Origin of the sequence: Streptomyces sp. NPDC088350 (genome assembly GCF_044753545.1) — a bacterium.
Lineage (GTDB): Bacteria > Actinomycetota > Actinomycetes > Streptomycetales > Streptomycetaceae > Streptomyces.
The window spans coordinates 974050-993096 of sequence record NZ_JBIVNL010000001.1 but is presented as its reverse complement, the minus strand read 5'-3'; the positions used below and the strand labels follow the sequence as shown (position 1 = coordinate 993096).

14 protein-coding genes are annotated in these 19047 nt (G+C 69.9%); 6 read left to right on the top strand and 8 right to left on the bottom strand.

Translation table 11 applies throughout. From position 1 onward, the window contains the following. Window positions 1-11: 11 nt before the first annotated feature. From ACIQBL_RS04595 to ACIQBL_RS04580, 4 genes are read right to left on the bottom strand one after another with little or no spacing between them, the layout of a single operon-like run. Window positions 12-653, bottom strand: coding sequence for a GTP-binding protein (locus ACIQBL_RS04595; protein ID WP_401936688.1), 642 nt, complete (start codon window positions 651-653; stop codon window positions 12-14). After that, window positions 634-1044, bottom strand: coding sequence for a DUF742 domain-containing protein (locus ACIQBL_RS04590; RefSeq protein WP_401936686.1), 411 nt, complete (start codon window positions 1042-1044; stop codon window positions 634-636). Before ACIQBL_RS04590 ends, ACIQBL_RS04595 begins: the two co-directional genes overlap by 20 nt. Continuing rightward, the gene (locus ACIQBL_RS04585) at window positions 1041-1544 is read right to left on the bottom strand and encodes a roadblock/LC7 domain-containing protein (protein WP_401936683.1); all 504 of its coding nucleotides are present in this window, start codon (window positions 1542-1544) and stop codon (window positions 1041-1043) included. Before ACIQBL_RS04585 ends, ACIQBL_RS04590 begins: the two co-directional genes overlap by 4 nt. After that, entirely contained in the window at window positions 1541-4288 is a 2748-nt protein-coding gene (locus ACIQBL_RS04580) for a nitrate- and nitrite sensing domain-containing protein (protein ID WP_401936681.1), read from the bottom strand. The genes ACIQBL_RS04585 and ACIQBL_RS04580 overlap by 4 nt, the downstream gene beginning before the upstream one ends. 353 nt (window positions 4289-4641) lie before the next feature. Here ACIQBL_RS04580 and ACIQBL_RS04575 point away from each other — a divergent pair, with 353 nt between their 5' ends. Continuing rightward, a complete protein-coding gene (locus ACIQBL_RS04575) occupies window positions 4642-5430 on the top strand; it encodes a protein phosphatase 2C domain-containing protein (RefSeq protein ID WP_401936679.1) in 789 nt (262 codons plus the stop codon). 15 nt (window positions 5431-5445) lie between these two features. Here ACIQBL_RS04575 and ACIQBL_RS04570 read toward each other — a convergent pair whose 3' ends face one another. The 3 genes from ACIQBL_RS04570 to ACIQBL_RS04560 all read right to left on the bottom strand — a co-directional run bounded on the left by ACIQBL_RS04570 (window position 5446) and on the right by ACIQBL_RS04560 (window position 10188). Beyond that, window positions 5446-5895 (bottom strand): MarR family winged helix-turn-helix transcriptional regulator, encoded by a 450-nt coding sequence (locus ACIQBL_RS04570; RefSeq protein WP_401937053.1) that lies wholly within the window; start codon window positions 5893-5895, stop codon window positions 5446-5448. A 430-nt stretch (window positions 5896-6325) separates the two neighbouring features. Beyond that, window positions 6326-8746, bottom strand: coding sequence for an endopeptidase La (lon, locus tag ACIQBL_RS04565; protein WP_401936678.1), 2421 nt, complete (start codon window positions 8744-8746; stop codon window positions 6326-6328). A gap of 398 nt (window positions 8747-9144) precedes the next feature. Continuing rightward, the gene (locus tag ACIQBL_RS04560; protein ID WP_401936675.1) at window positions 9145-10188 is read right to left on the bottom strand and encodes an alpha/beta hydrolase fold domain-containing protein; all 1044 of its coding nucleotides are present in this window, start codon (window positions 10186-10188) and stop codon (window positions 9145-9147) included. Window positions 10189-10257: 69 nt separating this feature from the next. Between ACIQBL_RS04560 and ACIQBL_RS04555 the strand changes: the two genes are divergently transcribed. After that, window positions 10258-10734 (top strand): MarR family winged helix-turn-helix transcriptional regulator, encoded by a 477-nt coding sequence (locus tag ACIQBL_RS04555; protein WP_401936672.1) that lies wholly within the window; start codon window positions 10258-10260, stop codon window positions 10732-10734. Window positions 10735-11015: 281 nt separating this feature from the next. Here the strand turns inward: ACIQBL_RS04555 and ACIQBL_RS04550 are convergent, their stop codons facing one another. Then, window positions 11016-11972: a rhomboid-like protein gene (locus ACIQBL_RS04550; protein ID WP_401936669.1), complete on the bottom strand. Its 957-nt coding sequence runs from the start codon at window positions 11970-11972 to the stop codon at window positions 11016-11018. 193 nt (window positions 11973-12165) lie between these two features. Here ACIQBL_RS04550 and ACIQBL_RS04545 point away from each other — a divergent pair, with 193 nt between their 5' ends. From ACIQBL_RS04545 to ACIQBL_RS04530, 4 genes are all read left to right on the top strand, one after another. Beyond that, the gene (locus ACIQBL_RS04545) at window positions 12166-12843 is read left to right on the top strand and encodes a spermidine synthase (protein ID WP_401936667.1); all 678 of its coding nucleotides are present in this window, start codon (window positions 12166-12168) and stop codon (window positions 12841-12843) included. A 112-nt stretch (window positions 12844-12955) separates the two neighbouring features. Further along, window positions 12956-13696 carry a response regulator transcription factor gene (locus ACIQBL_RS04540; protein WP_043674338.1) on the top strand — a complete coding sequence of 247 codons (741 nt, stop codon included), beginning with the start codon at window positions 12956-12958 and terminating at the stop codon, window positions 13694-13696. Beyond that, complete coding sequence (locus ACIQBL_RS04535; RefSeq protein ID WP_401936664.1) at window positions 13693-14799, top strand: sensor histidine kinase; 1107 nt, start codon at window positions 13693-13695, stop codon at window positions 14797-14799. The genes ACIQBL_RS04540 and ACIQBL_RS04535 overlap by 4 nt, the downstream gene beginning before the upstream one ends. A 281-nt stretch (window positions 14800-15080) precedes the next feature. Then, window positions 15081-18896, top strand: coding sequence for a multifunctional oxoglutarate decarboxylase/oxoglutarate dehydrogenase thiamine pyrophosphate-binding subunit/dihydrolipoyllysine-residue succinyltransferase subunit (locus tag ACIQBL_RS04530; RefSeq protein ID WP_401936663.1), 3816 nt, complete (start codon window positions 15081-15083; stop codon window positions 18894-18896). The last annotated feature ends 151 nt before the right edge of the window (window positions 18897-19047 follow it).

Here is a 19047-nt window from a genome sequence, read left to right as displayed (position 1 = left end):
ACTGCTCGGGGCTACTCGGGGGTGACGTCCAGCGCGTGGCCGACGAGCGTCAGCAGGGTCTCGATGGCCGAGATCCGCCGCCGCGCGTCCATGATCATTACAGGTATGTGCGCGGGGATCGTCAATGCCTCCCGCACGTCCTCCGGTTCGAACCGCTCGCTGCCGACGAAGTGGTTGACCGCGACGATGTACGGCAGCCCGCAGCTCTCGAAGTAGTCCAGCGCGGGGAAGCAGTCCTTGAGGCGGCGGGTGTCGGCAAGGACGACGGCGCCGATAGCCCCGCGCACCAGGTCGTCCCACATGAACCAGAACCGCTGCTGCCCCGGCGTACCGAACAGGTAGAGCACGAGGTCGTCGTCGAGCGTGAGGCGGCCGTAGTCCATGGCGACCGTGGTGGTCATCTTGCCGGGGGTGGCCGTGAGGTCGTCGGTCTCCTCGCTCGCCTCGGTCATCAGCGCCTCCGTCTGGAGGGGCTCGATCTCGGAGACGGCGCCGACCAGGGTGGTCTTGCCGACGCCGAAGCCGCCGGCCACCACGATCTTCGTGGCGACGGGCGCGCGGGTGCGGTCCTTCTGCCAGGGCCGCAGTTGCTCCTCGTCGTTGAGGAGCGGGGTGACGCCGTAGGCGGCGGCGTCAGAGACGACGGAGTCCACTCAGCACCTTTTCCAGCAGAGCGCGGTCAGGACGGCCCGTACCGTGCGCGGTTCCGGTTCCGTACACACGGATCTTTCCCTGGTCCGCGAGATCGCTCAGGAGCACGCGGACCACACCGAGCGGCATCTTCAGCAGCGCGGCGATCTCGGCCACCGTGCGCATACGGCGGCAGAGTTCGACGATGGCCCGCATCTCCGGCATGACCCGGGTGTTGAGCGAACCGTTCGTCAACTCCTTGCGTTCCTCCGGGGCTTCGAGCGCCGCCACGAAGGTCTCCACGAGGAGGACATGGCCGAAGCGGGTACGGCCGCCGGTGAGCGAGTAGGGGCGTACGCGGGCGGGCTTGCGGTCGCCGCCGCGCACCGGGAGTTTGTTGGGCTTACGGCTCATCGGGCGCTCCCGGCGGACGCGTCTTCGAGGGATTTCCGTAGCTCGCTGCGGAGTTCGGGCGTCAGCACATGGCCGGCCCGGCCCACGAAGAGCGCCATGTGGTACGCCACGACGCTCATGTCGCAGTCCGCGGAGCCGTGCACGCCGAGCAGCGAACCGTCGCTGATCGACATCACGAAGAGGCTGCCCTCCTCCATGGCGACCATCGTGTGCTTCACCGGGCCGGAGTCCATCAGCTTCGCGGCGCCGATGGTGAGGCTGCCGATGCCGGAGACGATGGTGGCCAGGTCGGCGGCGGAACCCCGTGGTCCAATGCGCCTGGCTTCGAGTGCCTCGCGGGCCTCGGTGTTCCTCCCCGGGTCGGAGGAGAGGAGCAGCAGGCCGTCGGAGGAGACGACCGCCACCGACTGGATGCCGGGCACCTCCTCGACGAGGTTGCTCAGCAGCCAGTGCAGGTTGCGGGCTTCACTGCTCAGGCCGAAGGTACTGGGCGCGGTCAACTGCTTGCCTCCTCGACGGTGCCCCCCGTGGCTGCTTCGGATCGTGCGGTTGCGCTTCGCGGTGCCGGGACCGGATTCTGGCCGGTCTTCTCGGCGATCTCCGCTTCTACGTCCCGGTAGCCGGCGGAGGCGCCCGCGCGGAAGCCGCCCAGTCTGCGGCGCAGGGCGTCGGCGTCCACGGCGCCGGTTCGCTGGCGCGGGGCTTGGGCGGGTTGGGTGATCTTGGGGGTGCGTTTGGGGAGGCCCTTGTCTGTGACGGGGTCCTCGTCCGGTGCTCGCTCGTGTTCCACGGCTTCGGCTTCGCCTTCAGCCGTGATCTGACTCCCACCCGCACCGCCCGTGCGGGCATCGCTGCCGGGTGCGGGTGGCCCCTGTGGGGCGGACTCGCCGTCGGCGGCCGACCGTTCGTCTGCGGCCGTGAATGCCCGGTCCTCCGGCGCCGGCGGTAGCAGGAGTTCCATCGTCATTTCCGCCGGGGACTCCGCCGGAGTGGTCTCCCTTACCGCCTTCTCCGCGAGGGCGACCAAGGGGTCGCCGTGCTCCGAGCGGCCGTACAGGACATTGGAGTTGACCTCCGCGTCCGCGCCCGGCAGGGAGTAGGAGTGGGTGTCGCCGGTCACCGGCCTGGACGACGGGACCGCCGACGCGGGGGCCGGTGCCAGCAGGGGGCCCGGGAGGACCACGACCGCCGCGATGCCGCCCTGCTTCTGGTCGCGGAGCTGGACGCGGACGGCGTGGCGGTGGGCCAGGCGGGCGACGACGTACAGGCCGAGGCCCAGGCCCTCCTCGCCCTCGTGGTCGTAGGGGGAGTCCGGGTCGAACTCGGTGAGGCGGGTGTTGAGGCTGTTCAGGCGGCTGACGGTCATGCCGATGCCCTCGTCCTGGACGGAGAGCATGACCTCGCCGTTCTCCAGGAGCCAGCCGGAGATCTCGACGGGGGTGTCCGGCGGGGAGAACGACGTGGCGTTCTCCATCAGTTCGGCCAGGAGGTGGGAGAGGTCGTCCGCGGCGAAGCCCGCCACGTGCGCGTGCGGCGGGAGTGCCGAGATGCGGACGCGTTCGTAGCGCTCGATCTCGCTGACGGCCGCCCGGACGACGTCGACCAGCGGGACCGGGCCCGCGTGCTGCTGGACGTGTTCGGTGCCGGCGAGGACGAGGAGGTTCTCGCTGTGCCGGCGCATGACCGTGGCGAAGTGGTCGAGCTTGAAGAGGGTGGAGAGCCGGTCGGGGTCCTGTTCGCGCTCCTCCAGGCCCTCGATGACGGCGAGTTGGCGCTCGACCAGGCCCAGCGTGCGCAGGGCGAGGTTGACGAAGGTGCCGCCGATGCTGGTGCGCAGCCGATCCAACTGACCGGCGGAGTCGGTGACTTCGGCGCGGAGTTCCTCGCGGGCGTCGGCCATCTTCTGGCGCTGGCCGACGAGGTGCTTGCGGTCGGCCTCCAGGGTGGCGATGCGCTCGTGGAGGGCGGCGGCGTGCGCGTGCAGGGTGTTGACCGAGCGGACGACCTGGGCGAACTCGTCGTTGCGGCCGGTGAACTTGATGGCCTCTTCGGCGCTCGGGTCCTCGGCCCCGGCCAGCCGCGCCGAGCCCCGGCGCAGCACCGACAGGGGGCGGGTGAGGGTGCGGGCCATGGCGGTGGCGATGCCCACGGCCAGCAGCATCAGGGCGCCGAGGATCGCGACGCGGAGTTCCAGCGCCTTGACGTCGTCGTCGCGCAGCTGGGCGAGGTCCTTGACGCGGTCCACGTAGAGCGCGGACTCGTCGCCGCGCATCAGGTCGACCCGGGCGGAGAGCGCCGCGTCGAGCTTCTTGGTGCTGGTGTCCAACTCGCTGTCGGACAGCGTGGGCTGGTCGGTGAGGGAGGCGAGGTACTGCTCGGCGGAGTTGACCTCGGGTCCGGTGACCGTGGAGTCGTAGCCGGCGACGGCCGCCTTCGGCGCGGTCTCGCGGAAGTCGGCGAGGGCCGCGTCCGAGCGCAGCCGGGCCTGCTGGGCGGCGGTGCTGAGGGCGTCGCGCTGCTTGGACTGGGCCTTCGTGGAGGTGGTCTCGGTGACCGCGAGGCCGGTGATGGGGCTGATGACCGTCTGGGTGGTCGTCGGCACCTTCAGGGCCGCGAGGAGCAGCCCTCGGGCGGCGGCGGCCTGCTGGACGGCGGCGTCGAGTTCGGCGAGCGCGTAGGCGCCGGAACCGGCCCGCGGCGGCGTCTTCTCGGCCAACTGCCCGGCGAGCCGGTGCAGTTCGGTGATGGCGCCGGAGTACGCGTCGTGCGCCTCCAGCGCGCTGGTCTTGCCGGTGAGCGCGGCCCGCCGTACGGCGGCGACGCCGTCGAGGTCCGAGCGGAGCGCGGCGGAGATGCCGGTGTCGGCACGCAACTCCTGGACCTGCCGGTCGACTCGGGCGCTGCGGTCCTCGTCGGGCGCCTGGGACTTGGGGCGTCCGGCGGCGATGTACGGGGTGACCGTGTCCCGCTCGTCGGCGAGGGAGTGGGCCAGCGACAGGGCGTCCTGGGTCTGCTCGGCGAACGTCACCAGGTCCTGGGAGTCGCTGAGTTGACCCGAGGCGGTGAGGAGTGAGGGGACACCGGCCGCGGCGATGGCGGCGGCCACGACGGCGACGGCGACGATGAGCCGGTTGCGTACATGGGTGCCGCGCCCCCTGCCCGCGGGGTCGGGCGCGGCGGCACCGGTGGCGCTCCCCTGAGGGGCCGTCTGCTTGCCTGGGCGCCGAGGCCGCTTTTTCTGCACCGGTGCTCGCATTCCTGACTCGTGATACCCATGGGCCCGGGTGACGCTCCGTCATCCCGGTACGGTGACCCTCCCAGTGCCGGTGGGCAGCGGTCGCGCATCATCCGGGCCGCCACCCGAAGGAGTGAACCCCGGAGGGGAGTTGGCGGGCAAGTTCCGGCGGCCGGTCCGACACCCTTGCGCGGGGTGCCGGTTGGACGTGAGCGGCGGGCTTTGGCAGGATTCGCCGCCACGCATTCCCGGAGTGATCCATTCCCTCCCAAACCAGGCGTCTGACCTGCGCGGCTGCGCCGATTCGGCCATGCGTGCCAAGCTTTTGCGGACCCTGTGAAGAGGTCGTGCAGACTGGCCGAATGCGTACGGAACTTGTGTCGGAACCCGGTGACCCGGCCCGCCCCAACGAGGACTTCGCGAGTGTCGGCCTTCCAGCCTCGGGACAGGGCGGTTCGCTGATCGTCCTGGACGGAGTGACACCACCGAGAGGCGAGACGGGCTGTCTCCATTCGGTTCCCTGGTACACCGCGCGGCTGGGCGGGGCCCTGACCGAACTGACCGTTTCCTGCCGGGATCTGACCCTGGCGGAGATTCTCTCCCGGGCGATCCTCCGCACATCCGAGGCCCACGCCGACACCTGTGACCTTTCTCACCCACGCACCCCTCAGGCAACGGTGGTGCTGGCCCGCTGGTCACCCCGGGAGATCGAATACCTGGTCCTCTCCGACTCGGCCCTGCTCGTCGCATCCCCCTCGGGCGAGGTGACCGCCGTACTGGACGACCGCCTGTCCCGCCTGCCGCGCAGCGCCCTGGCGACGGACGCCCTGATCGACAGCACGCTCCGCAACAAGGAGGGCGGCTTCTTCACGGCCGCCGCCGATCCGTCGGTCGCGGCACGGGCGGTGACGGGGTCACTCCCCCGCTCCGACGCCCGCGCGCTCGCCGCCCTGACGGACGGGGCGACGAGGTGGGTCGAGAAGTTCCACGAGGGCGACTGGGCGGACTGCTTCGCCCTCGTACGGAAGGAGGGGGCGGCGGAACTGGTGGCCCGCGTACGGGCGTTGGAACGCGCCGACGAGGAGACCCGGACGTATCTGCGGCGGAGCAAGACGCACGACGACGCGACGGTCGTGTACGTCGAGCTGTGAGCCCCTGTCGCCCTCCTACTTCTCCATGACGCCGTTCAACTGGTGGAGCAGCCGGGCGAGTTCGGCGACCTCCCGACGGTCCCAGTGGGCGAGCTGGGTGACGTAGCGGGCCCGCCGGGCCTCGCGGACGTGGGTGACGCGGCGGCGGCCCTCGTCGGTGAGGTCGACCAGCCAGGCACGGCCGTCCGCCGGGTCGGGCTCGCGGGCGATCAGGCCCAGGTCCTCCAGGGCGCGCAACTGGCGGGACATGGTGGCCTTGCCGACGCCGATGTAGGCGGCCAGCTCGGTGGCCCGCTGCCGGCCGTACTCCTCCAGCCGCACCAGCAGACCGTACGCGGCGGACTCCAGGTCGGGGTGGACCTCACGGGCCATCTCGCCCTGGTTGGCCCGGGCCCGGCGGAGGAGAAACGTCAACTCGCGTTCCAGGGACAGGTATTCGGGGTCCGGAATCCCGTTGTCACCCATCCCGTCGTCGTCCCTCCCGTCGTCGTCCCTCCCGCTGTCGTCCCTCCCGCTGTCGCTTCTGTCCTCGTCCTTGTGCACGTCAGCACGCATTGGTCCGCTTTCCCGCTCGTGAAAGTTTCCGCCAAAAGCCGTCATCGCCGCAGCTCCGCCAGTATTTCGCAGGGCTGGACCTACGGCGGCGTCCGGACCCCCTGCCCACCCGGTGTTCCCGGTGCGCAGCTTCTTCCACCAGGCGGTAGCCGGTTGGATCACCGCCTTACTCTCCCCACGACGTGTTCAACGGGGCGCTGGACCGGGTGGTGGCACTCGCCAGCGGCTGACGGGCCATCGGTACGACGTTCTACGACGAAGGCCCGGGCCCCCTCGCGAAAGGGGACCCGGGCTTTCACCTACCGATGCGCGCGGGCGGAGCCCGCTCTGGGACACCGCGTCACGCCGCTACCGGAACCTCCGACGTCGCGCCGTTCGTCGCCGGCGACAGCGCCAGCTCCAGCACCTGCCGGACATCCGTCACGGCATGCACGTCGAGCTTGTCCAGGACCTCGGCCGGGACGTCGTCCAGGTCGGGCTCGTTGCGCTTCGGGATGATCACCGTGGTGACCCCGGCCTGGTGGGCGGCGAGCAGCTTCTGCTTCACGCCGCCGATCGGGAGGACCCGACCGGTCAGGGAGACCTCACCGGTCATCGCCACGTCCGTGCGGACCAGTCGGCCGCTCAGCAGCGACGCCAGGGCCGTCGTCATCGTGACACCCGCGCTCGGGCCGTCCTTCGGCACCGAACCCGCCGGGAAGTGGATGTGCACGCCCCGGTCCTTCAAGTCGGCGACGGGCAGCTCCAGTTCGGCGCCGTGCGAGCGCAGGAACGACAGGGCGATCTGCGCGCTCTCCTTCATCACGTCACCGAGCTGACCGGTCAGGGTCAGACCCGCCGCGCCCGTCTCCGGGTCGGCCAGCGACGCCTCGACGTAGAGGACGTCACCGCCCGCGCCGGTGACCGCGAGGCCGGTGGCGACACCGGGCACCGCCGTGCGGCGCTCGGCCGGGTCCTGGGCGGACTCGGGCACGTGGTGCGGCCGGCCGATCAGACCGCGCAGATCGGCGTCGGTCACCGTGAACGGCAGCTTCCGCTCGCCCAGTTCGTGCTGGGCCGCGATCTTGCGCAGCAGCCGGGCGATCGACCGCTCCAGGGTGCGGACGCCCGCCTCGCGGGTGTACTCACCGGCGAGCTTGCGCAGCGCGCTCTCGTCGATGACGACCTCGTCGTCCTTGAGCCCCGCCCGCTCCAGCTGACGCGGGAGCAGGTGGTCACGCGCGATGACGACCTTCTCGTCCTCGGTGTAGCCGTCCAGCCGGACCAGTTCCATCCGGTCGAGCAGCGCCTCCGGGATGGCTTCGAGCACGTTGGCCGTCGCCAGGAACACCACATCGCTCAGGTCGAGTTCGACCTCCAGGTAGTGGTCACGGAAGGTGTGGTTCTGCGCGGGGTCGAGGACTTCGAGAAGCGCCGCCGCCGGGTCGCCCCGGTAGTCGGACCCCACCTTGTCGATCTCGTCGAGCAGGACGACGGGGTTCATGGACCCGGCCTCCTTGATGGCCCGGACGACACGACCAGGCAGCGCGCCGACATACGTACGCCGGTGACCGCGGATCTCGGCCTCGTCCCGCACACCGCCCAGCGCGACCCGCACGAACTTCCGCCCCATCGCGTGCGCGACGGACTCGCCGAGCGAGGTCTTGCCGACACCGGGCGGACCGACAAGGGCCAGTACGGCACCGCCGCGCCGCCCGCCGACGACACCCAGCCCGCGCTCGCTACGGCGCTTGCGCACAGCGAGGTACTCAGTAATGCGCGCCTTCACGTCCTCCAGACCGGCGTGCTCGGCGTCCAGGATCGCCTTGGCGCCCCGGATGTCGTACTCGTCCTCGGTCCGCTCGTTCCACGGCAGTTCAAGGACGGTGTCCAGCCAGGTGCGGATCCACGACCCCTCGGGCGACTGGTCGGAGGACCGCTCCAGCTTGTCGACCTCCTTGAGGGCGGCCTCACGCACCTTCTCCGGCAGGTCGGCGGCCTCCACGCGCGCGCGGTAGTCGTCGGACTCCTCGCCGTCCTTGGCGGAGTCGCCGTTCAGCTCGCGCAGTTCCTTGCGAACGGCTTCGAGCTGGCGCCGCAGCAGGAACTCGCGCTGCTGCTTGTCGACACCTTCCTGCACGTCCTTGGCGATGGTCTCGGCGACGTCCTGCTCGGCGAGGTGGTCGCGCAGATGCTGGGTGGCGAGCTTCAGCCGGGCGACCGGGTCGGCGGTCTCCAGCAGCTCGATCTTCTGTTCGGTGGTCAGGAAGGGCGAGTAACCAGAGTTGTCAGCGAGGGTGGACACGTCATCAATGGCCTGCACGCGATCGACGACCTGCCAGGCCCCCCGCTTGCGCAGCCACGCGGTGGCCAGCGCCTTGTACTCCTTCACCAGCTCGGTCACCGAGCCGGGCAACGGTTCGGGCAGGCTCTCGTCGAGCGCGGTGCCCTCGACCCAGAGCGCGGCACCAGGACCGGTGGTCCCGGCCCCGATCTTCACGCGGCTACGGCCGCGGATCAGCGCGCCCGGGTCGCCGTCGGCCAGCCGGCCGACCTGCTCGACGGTGCCGAGCACACCCGTGCTCGCGTACGTCCCGTCGATGCGTGGCACCAGCAGGACCTTGGGCTTTCCGGGCTCGGACCGCGCGGCGGCCTGGGCGGCCTCCACGGCGGCGCGTACATCGGTGTCGTTCAGGTCCAGCGGAACCACCATTCCGGGCAGCACGACCTCGTCGTCGAGCGGCAGCACGGGCAGGGTGAGCGGTGTGGACGTCGAAGCCATGATCTCCCCTTAGGCAGTCAAGTTGAGCTATGCCGACTCAATGCTTGGGCGCCTTCGATTGTTCCCCACCTGTTGTTCGCCGTGAGCGATCAGCCGCTCCACAACCGCCTCACCCGAGGTCAACGCGGAATCGGCGTCGCGGCTTCCCGCCAGAACCGGCAGCTCCGGCCGCTCCGGCCGCTCCGGCCGCACGCTTCCGGGACTCCGCGCGGCGGGGTGCGCACAATGGACGCGGATGACTTCCTCGGTGGCGACGGTCCGCCGTCCGCCGTCGGCAGCGGGCAGCGGGCAGCGGGCAGACCCTCGCGGGGGAGTCGTATTCCTCGGCGCCTCAGGCGGGAGGCCCGGGGCCGAGGCCTGAGGCGCCGAGGCCTGACCTGAGCGAGGCCGGGGCAGCCCTACGCTGCTGACGTGTGCGCTGCGCCCGCGGCCCGGATGCGCTGACCGAGGAAGAGAGCCGCACGGTCCAGTGCCTCGTCGGCCTCGTCCAGGACACCTGCGAACGCCTGGAACACGTGCGGTACGTCGGCGGTGACGTCCAGGATGACGTCCACTCCGGCTGCCCTCGCCCGCGCGGCCAGGCGTGTGGAGTCGTCCAGGAGGATCTCGTTGGTGCCCACCTGGATGAGCATGGGCGGAAAGCCGGTCAGGTCGGCGAGGACGGCTGGGCTGAGCATGGGCTGATGGGGGTCGGCTCCGGCGAGGTACATGGCTCCGGTGTGTTCCACGGACTTGCGGGTGAGGATCGGGTCGATGCCTTCCTTGGCGTCCATGCTCCTGCCCGTGCGGGTGGCGTCGAGGCCCGGCGAGAACGCCACGAGGGCGGCGGGCAGCGGAAGGCCCGCGTCGCGGGCGGCCAGGCAGGTCGTGACGGCGAGGCCGCCGCCGGCCGAGTCCCCGGCGAACACGACGGCCGAAGGGTCCTGACCGCCGTCGAGGAGGGCGCGGTAGGCGCTCAGCGCGTCTTCGATCGCGGCCGGGAACGGATGCTCGGGGGCGAGCCGGTAGTCCACCGAGTACGCCCCGAAGCCGGTCTTGGCGACGAGGTGTCCCGTCAGCGACAGCACGCTTTCGGGGGAGCCGTACACCCAGCCGCCGCCGTGGAAGTACAGGATCGTCCCGGCGCGAGGCCCGTTGTCGCGAGGCCCGTTGTCGCGAGGCCCGTTGTCGCGAGGCCCGTTGTCGCGAGGCCCGTTGTCGCGAGGCCCGTTGTCGCGAGGCCCGTTGTCGCGTGGCCCGTTGTCGCGTGGCCCGTTGTCAGGCTGGACATGCAGCGCGGGCCGGCCGCCGAGAGTTGTCCGCACGGTGCGCATACCGTCGGGCACGATCATCCGGGCCATCAGCGCCTCGAACCCCGCTCGGATCGCCTCGACCGACCGGGGGCCCTCAGGTCGCGGCTGTCGCAGCATCGCGTCCACCTGCACGCGCTGGTCCTTGCTCATGCGTCCACTCCCGTCGCAAGTAACTTCCACAGCACTATATGCCGAGGAATATATCGTAAACTATATGCCGTGGCATTCAAAGTGAGCAGTGGGACAGTCGACCTCGCGGGCTTCTTCGCCGACCTGGTCCGATGTGAGACACGTCTGTACAACGCCCTCAACGACCGCCTCCGGGAGCGGCATGGGATCGTCACGTCGCAGTTCGAGGCCCTGCGCTACCTGCGCGACCGTCCCGAGTCCCGCGTGGCGGACCTTGCCGCCGAATTCGCCATCGGCATCGGGGCGACCAGCAAGACCGTCGACCGTCTGGAAAAGCAGGGCTGGGCCGTCCGGCTCCCGAATCCGTCCGATCGCCGGTCCTCACTGCTGGCCCTGACCGACGACGGCTCGCAGCTTGTCGATGCGGCGGAGAAGACCTTCACCGACGGAGTGGCCGACCTGATCGGAACCGCTCTCGACAACTCCTCGGCGTCGGCCGCCGCACAGGCCCTTTCGAAGCTGCGCTCGGCGCTAGAGCACAAGCAGATCGGCACGCCCACAGGCTGACGGACATCGCCTCACCCCCGGGCAGCGCGCCCTCCGGATCTCCGCCCAGCCAGTCGGACTCGTGCTCGGCGCCCGGATCGATGTCGTTCAGTTCGGCGGCGAAGATGCGCATGCCGCCCACCGTGTGGTGGAGAACGGCTCGGGTGTCCCACTCCGCGCACGGGGTGGGGCTCGCCCAGGGGCACCTCCGACGACCGTCACTCGGCAACCGCCGCGCAGGAAGCGCGACTTGGCATCCCGGCACTGGCGAAGAAACTGAACGCCGCCAGACGGGAGGGCAGTTAGACCCGAGCCACCTCAACCGGAGCCACCTCGAACCGGGCTGCCTCGAACCGGGCCGCCTCAAGCCGAGTCACCCGCGCGGCCCGATGCCAGCGCCGTATCAACGGCCAGGTCGCGACGCCTATCGTCAGGGAGATCAAGTGGCCCCAGTTCGTCATGGGGTCGGTGAACTCGATCAGGTCCTCGACCAGCGACCAGCCGAACAGGCCGATCAACGGCAGGCCGAGCCACGGCCGCAGCAGACCGGACAGCGCTCCTATGCTCGTCGCCACGCCGAAGCTGATGCCGTAGTCGAGGCGGTGCAGCGAGCTGTTGGGCAGATGCCCCGCCAACACGGCGATTCCCACGGTCCCTTCGGTCGCGAGCGTGGCCAGGATGTGCCCGGACACGAACACCGCGGCGGCCCGCATCCCGCCGATCCGCCGTTCCAGCGCGGTCAGCACGAGCAGGAAGAGGATCGCGTACGGCGACATCATTCCGCCGACGATCCACAGCGCACTGGCGACCAGCACCAGCAGCGGGTCGCGTACGAGGTGGGCGACATCGGTGCTGGAGGCCTGGTGCAGTTCGTTCACGAGGGTCGCATCGGCGTACTGCGCCACGAGGGAGGTGACGAGGAGCAGCATCGCGTAGGCGAAGGTGAACGGCGTCCCGGTGGGCGTCGGCAGCAGTCGCCAGGGGTGGAGGCTGCGGAGTGCGAGCAGGAGCCACGACTCTCCGGGAACGGCGGGAGTGGACGCCGAGACGGACACGGCCGCCGGGGCCCGGAGGGCGAGGGCCAACTCCCCGGCCGTGGCCGCGACTTCCCGCTGTCTCGGCATCGCCTCCAGCAGACCGGCATCCAGGCCCGAATCCAGATCCGAATCCAGGTCCGGATCCAGCCCGGACAGCTCGGCCGAGGGTGTGCCCGAAGGCGTGGCGGAGGCCTTTGTGCCGGCCGTCGCGGTCCGTTCCACTCTGAGGCGCTCCTTACGTTTCGGCCCACCCTTCGCCGTCCCCCACGCCGCTGTCTATGACCGACGCCACGCGAGAGCCGATTCACAGCAACCCCAGAGCTTTCTTACGCGTCCGCGGACAGCTTGCACCCGGAGGTGTCTCCCCACGGTTAATTCGGCTGCTCTTTCCGGTGAAACTGCCAGGATGGGTCACATGACCGCCGCGTACGACACTCCTGTTGTCCTGGACCGTCGCGAGGGCCCCTACGGCGAGGTGGTGCTGCGCCGGCACGGGGAGTTGCTGCAGATCATCGCCAACGGCTGTTTCCTGATGGACACCTCGGACGGCCGCTCGGAGCGGCTGCTGGTCGACGCCGCGTACGACGCGCTCGACGGGCGCCCCGAACCGGACGTGCTGATCGGCGGGTTGGGCGTGGGGTTCTCGCTGGCGCATGCCGCGGCCGATCGCCGCTGGGGGCGGATCACGGTCGTGGAGAGGGAGCCCGCGATCGTCGAATGGCACCGCTCCGGGCCGTTGTCGGCCCTCTCCGCGTCCGCTCTCGCCGATCCGCGCACCGACATTCTGAAAACGGATCTGGTCGCATTCGTCAATGAGACTTGCGCCACTTTCGACGCGCTCTGCCTGGACATCGACAACGGCCCCGACTGGACCGTCACCGACAGCAACGAGAGCCTCTACTCGCAGGCCGGACTGGCAAGCTGCGCAAGGGTGTTGAGGCCCGGCGGGGTGCTCGCCGTATGGTCGGCGCAGCCCTCTCCGGAATTTGAGCGAACCTTATGGAATGCCGGGTTCCAACAGGTGCGTACCGAAGAGATCCCCGTTGCCCGAGGAGTTCCCGACGTCGTGCACCTCGCCGTCCGACCTGGATAGCAAACGGGTTGCCGCTGCCCGTACCCTGCTGCCTGACGCGGATCATTCAAGCGTCGAGCGCAGTCATGGGATCACCCCACTGGTTCCGGAAAGCACACTTCAGGGGCGGGCGATGGAGCAGACACATACCTCCCACAACGGTACGGCCACGGCCACACCGGGCGCACAGCGCCGGGTACTGGTGGTCGAGGACGACCCGACGATCGTCGACGCGATCGCCGCCCGTCTGCGCGCCGAGGGATTTCTCGTGCAAACCGCGGGCGACGGGCCTTCCGCCGTCGACACCGCCGAGGCATGGCAGCCCGATCTGCTGATCCTCGACATCATGCTGCCCGGTTTCGACGGACTGGAGGTCTGCCGCCGTGTGCAGGCCGCCCGCCCGGTGCCGGTGCTGATGCTCACCGCGCGCGACGACGAGACCGACATGCTGGTCGGACTCGGGGTCGGCGCCGACGACTACATGACCAAGCCGTTCTCGATGCGGGAGCTGGCGGCGCGGGTGCACGTCCTGCTGCGCCGCATGGAGCGTGCCGTGGTGGCCGCGTCCACCCCGCGCTCGGGCATCCTGCGCCTCGGCGAGCTGGAGATCGACCACGCGCAGCGCCGGGTACGGGTGCGCAGCGAGGACGTGCACCTCACGCCCACCGAGTTCGACCTGCTGGTCTGTCTGGCGAACACCCCGCGTGCCGTGCTCTCGCGCGAGCAGCTGCTCGCGGAGGTGTGGGACTGGGCGGACGCCTCCGGGACCCGTACCGTCGACAGCCACATCAAGGCGCTGCGCCGGAAGATCGGCGCCGAGCGGATCCGCACCGTCCACGGCGTCGGCTACGCACTGGAGACACCTACGCCATGAACGAAGGGCCGACGTCACGGAGGAGCCCCGGGGAACCCTGGGGCGGCGTACGCCCGTTCTCGATCAAGACCAAGCTGGGCGCGCTCGTCGTCATCTCGGTGCTCATCACCACCGGGCTGATGATGATCGCCATGCGCACGGCGACGGAGCTGCGCTTCATCACGGTCTTCTCGATGATCGCCACACTGCTGATAACGCAGTTCGTGGCCCATTCGCTCACCGCGCCGCTGGACGAGATGAACACGGTGGCCCGGTCCATCTCGCGCGGCGACTACACGCGCCGGGTGCGCGAGAACCGCCGTGACGAACTGGGCGACCTGGCCGGGACGATCAACGTCATGGCCGACGAGCTGGAGGCCCAGGAGCGCCAGCGCAAGGAACTCGTCGCGAACGTCTCGCACGAGCTGCGCACCCCCATCGCGGGCCTGCGCGCCGTACTGGAGAACGTCGTCGACGGCGTCTCGGCCGCCGATCCGGAGACCATGCGGACGGCGCTGAAGCAGACGGAGCGGCTCGGGCGCCTCGTGGAGACGCTGCTCGACCTCTCCCGGCTGGACAACGGCGTCGTACCGCTGAAGACGCGCCGCTTCGAGGTGTGGCCGTATCTCTCGGGCGTGCTCAAGGAGGCCAACATGGTCGCCTCCGCGCGCGGGGGCATCGCGTCGGGCTCGGGGAGTCACACGCGGACGGATGTCCATCTGCACCTGGACGTGTCCCCGCCGGAGCTGACCGCGCTCGCGGACCCGGAGCGCATCCACCAGGTCGTCGCCAACCTCATCGACAACGCGGTGAAGCACAGCCCCGCGCACGGCCGGGTGACGGTCAGGGCGCGCCGCGGGTCGCTGCCGCAGTCGCTGGAGCTGGAGGTCCTGGACGAGGGGCCCGGCATCCCGAAGGCGGAGTGGGCGCACATCTTCGAGCGGTTCAACCGGGGAGCGGTGAGCTCGCCGCACGGACCCGGCAGCGACGGCGGTACGGGCCTCGGACTGGCGATCGCCCGCTGGGCGGTGGATCTGCACGGCGGCCGGATCGGTGTGGCCGAATCCGACCGCGGCTGCAGGATTATCGTCACCCTTCCGGGACTGTCATCCGTGCCAAGTTGACGTAAAGTTCGAACCGGAGCCTCAAGATCCACGGCGGTCCGCGCTGACGGACACGTGTGATCAGGCACAGGCCCGCGCCGTTCGTGCGCCCGGTCCGCGTCAACTCACCCCGTCTGTAGCGGAACCACGGTTGTTTCCCGCCATTTCAGCCCTCGAAACACACTTTCCGGTGTGACTTACGCGACGATGGACCGGCCCGACCTGACCTTGGCGCTCATGGGGGCGTAGCCTTAATTCCCGCTGTCCATCACCTTGTGAAGCGGAAGAGGGCGGTTGCCGCCGTGTCGTCACAGTCCCCCAGTAACTCGACCATCTCGACCGAGTCCGACCAAGCCGCGGGTAAGAATCCCGCGGCGGCGTTCGGCCCCAACGAGTGGCTCGTCGACGAGATCTATCAGCAGTACCTCCAGGATCCGAACTCGGTAGACCGAGCCTGGTGGGACTTCTTCGCCGACTACAAGCCGGGCGCGGCCTCCGCCCCGACCTCGACCTCGGCGGGTACTGCGGCCGCGGGGGCCGCAGGGACCTCCACTCCGGCCCAGGCCGCCCCCGTAGCCCCGGCTCCGGCCCCGGCTGCTCCTGCCGCGCCCGCGGCTCCGGCGGTCCCGGCTCCGGCGCCCGCAGCCGCCGCTCCGGCCCCGGCTCCCGTCGCCGCTCCGGCCCCTGTGAAGGCGGCGGCTCCGGCCGCCCAGCCGAAGAAGGCCGAGCCCGCGACCGAGGCCCCCGCCGGCCCCGAGTACGTGACGCTGCGCGGCCCCGCCGCCGCGGTCGCGAAGAACATGAACGCCTCGATCGAGGTGCCCACGGCCACGTCCGTGCGCGCGGTCCCGGTCAAGCTGCTCTTCGACAACCGCATCGTCATCAACAACCACCTGAAGCGCGCCCGGGGCGGGAAGATCTCCTTCACCCACCTCATCGGCTACGCGATGGTGCAGGCCATCAAGGCCATGCCGTCGATGAACCACTCCTTCCAGGAGAAGGACGGCAAGCCGACCCTGGTCAAGCCGGAGCACATCAACTTCGGTCTCGCCATCGACCTGGTGAAGCCCAACGGCGACCGCCAGCTCGTCGTCGCCGGCATCAAGAAGGCCGAGACGCTGAACTTCTTCGAGTTCTGGCAGGCCTACGAGGACATCGTCCGCCGCGCCCGCGACGGCAAGCTGACGATGGACGACTTCACCGGCGTCACCGTGTCGTTGACCAACCCGGGTGGCCTCGGCACGGTCCACTCGGTCCCCCGCCTGATGCCCGGTCAGTCGGTCATCATGGGTGTCGGCTCCATGGACTACCCGGCCGAGTTCCAGGGCACGAGCCAGGACACGCTCAACAAGCTCGGCATCTCGAAGGTCATGACGCTCACGTCGACCTACGACCACCGGGTCATCCAGGGCGCCGCCTCCGGCGAGTTCCTGCGGATCGTCGCGAACCTCCTGCTCGGCGAGAGCGGCTTCTACGACGAGATCTTCGAGGCGCTGCGCATCCCGTACGAGCCGGTCCGCTGGCTCAAGGACATCGACGCCTCGCACGACAACGACGTGACGAAGGCCGCCCGCGTCTTCGAGCTGATCCACTCCTACCGGGTCCGCGGTCACGTCATGGCCGACACCGACCCGCTGGAGTACCGCCAGCGCAAGCACCCCGACCTGGACATCACCGAGCACGGCCTCACCCTGTGGGACCTGGAGCGGGAGTTCGCGGTCGGCGGCTTCGCCGGCAAGTCCCTGATGAAGCTGCGCGACATCCTGGGCGTGCTGCGCGACTCGTACTGCCGCACCACCGGCATCGAGTTCATGCACATCCAGGACCCGAAGCAGCGCAAGTGGATCCAGGACCGCATCGAGCGCTCGCACTCCAAGCCGGAGCGCGAGGAGCAGCTGCGCATCCTGCGCCGGCTGAACGCGGCGGAGGCCTTCGAGACCTTCCTGCAGACGAAGTACGTCGGCCAGAAGCGCTTCTCCCTGGAGGGCGGCGAGTCCGTCATCCCGCTGCTGGACGCGGTCATCGACAGCGCGGCCGAGTCGCGCCTCGACGAGGTCGTCATCGGCATGGCCCACCGAGGCCGGCTCAATGTGCTGGCGAACATCGTCGGCAAGTCGTACGCCCAGATCTTCCGCGAGTTCGAGGGCAACCTCGACCCGAAGTCGATGCACGGCTCCGGCGACGTGAAGTACCACCTGGGCGCCAAGGGCACGTTCACCGGCCTGGACGGCGAGCAGATCAAGGTCACCCTCGCGGCGAACCCGTCCCACCTGGAGACGGTCGACCCGATCATCGAGGGCATCGTCCGCGCCCGCCAGGACATCATCAACAAGGGCGGCACGGACTTCACGGTCCTGCCGCTGGCCCTGCACGGTGACGCGGCCTTCGCGGGCCAGGGCGTGGTGGCCGAGACGCTCAACATGTCGCAGCTGCGCGGCTACCGCACCGGCGGCACGATCCACATCGTCATCAACAACCAGGTCGGCTTCACGGCCGCCCCGGAGTCCTCGCGTTCCTCCATGTACGCGACGGACGTGGCGAGGATGATCGAGGCCCCGATCTTCCACGTGAACGGCGACGACCCGGAGGCCGTGGTCCGCGTCGCGCGGCTAGCCTTCGAGTTCCGTCAGGCGTTCAACAAGGACGTGGTGATCGACCTCATCTGCTACCGCCGCCGCGGTCACAACGAGTCGGACAACCCGGCCTTCACCCAGCCCCTGATGTACGACCTGATCGACAAGAAGCGCTCGGTGCGCAAGCTCTACACCGAGTCCCTCATCGGTCGCGGCGACATCACCCTTGAGGAGGCCGAGCAGGCCCTCCAGGACTACCAGGGCCAGCTGGAGAAGGTCTTCACCGAGGTCCGCGAGGCGACCGCCCAGCCCGGCGCCGCCCCGATGTCGGACCCGCAGGCCGAGTTCCCCGTCGCGGTCTCCACCGCGATCTCCACGGAGGTCGTCAAGCGGATCGCCGAGTCCCAGGTCAACATCCCGGACAGCTTCCACGTCCACCCGCGCCTGCTGCCCCAGCTGCAGCGCCGGGCGACGATGGTCGAGGACGGCACGATCGACTGGGGCATGGGCGAGACGCTCGCGATCGGTTCGTTGCTGCTCGAAGGCACGCCTGTCAGGTTGTCCGGCCAGGACTCCCGACGGGGCACCTTCGGCCAGCGCCACGCGGTCCTCATCGACCGTCGGACGGGCGAGGACTACACCCCGCTCCAGTACCTCGCCGAGGACCAGGCGCGTTACAACGTCTACGACTCCCTCCTCTCCGAGTACGCGGTCATGGGCTTCGAGTACGGCTACTCGCTGGCCCGCCCCGACGCGCTCGTGATGTGGGAGGCGCAGTTCGGCGACTTCGTCAACGGCGCGCAGTCCGTGGTCGACGAGTACATCTCGGCGGCGGAGCAGAAGTGGGGCCAGACGTCCGGCGTCACCCTGCTCCTCCCGCACGGCTACGAGGGCCAGGGCCCGGACCACTCCTCGGCCCGCGTCGAGCGCTTCCTCCAGCTCTGCGCGCAGAACAACATGACGGTGGCGATGCCCACGCTCCCGTCGAACTACTTCCACCTCCTGCGGTGGCAGGTGCACAACCCGCACCACAAGCCGCTGGTGGTCTTCACCCCGAAGTCGATGCTGCGTCTCAAGGCCGCCGCGTCGAAGACGGAGGAGTTCACGACGGGCCAGTTCCGCCCGGTCATCGGCGACGAGACGGTGACGGACCCCGCGAACGTCCGCAAGGTCGTCTTCGTCACGGGCAAGCTGTACTACGACCTGGAGGCCGAGCGCGCCAAGCGCGGCACCACGGACGTGGCGATCATCCGCGTCGAGCGCCTGTACCCGCTGCCGGGTGCCGAGCTCCAGGCGGAGGTCAACAAGTACCCGAACGTCGAGAAGTACCTGTGGGCCCAGGAGGAGCCGGCCAACCAGGGCGCCTGGCCGTTCATCGCCCTGAACCTGATCGACCACCTGGACCTCGCGGTCGGCGCGGACGTGCCCCACGGCGAGCGCCTGCGGCGGATCTCCCGCCCGCACAGCTCGTCCCCGGCCGTCGGTTCCGCCAAGCGGCACCAGGCGGAGCAGGAGCAGCTGGTGCGTGAGGTGTTCGAGGCGTAACCGCCCCGAACCGTCGTACGCGGCCGGGGGGCCCCCCCCCCCCCCCGGGGGGGGCCCGCCGGGTGGGCGCCCCGAGCCATGTACCCAGGGACTCCCCGTCCCGGGGATCGCGGACCTGGAGTAGCCGCGCGGCGGGGGCGAGGTCGACGAC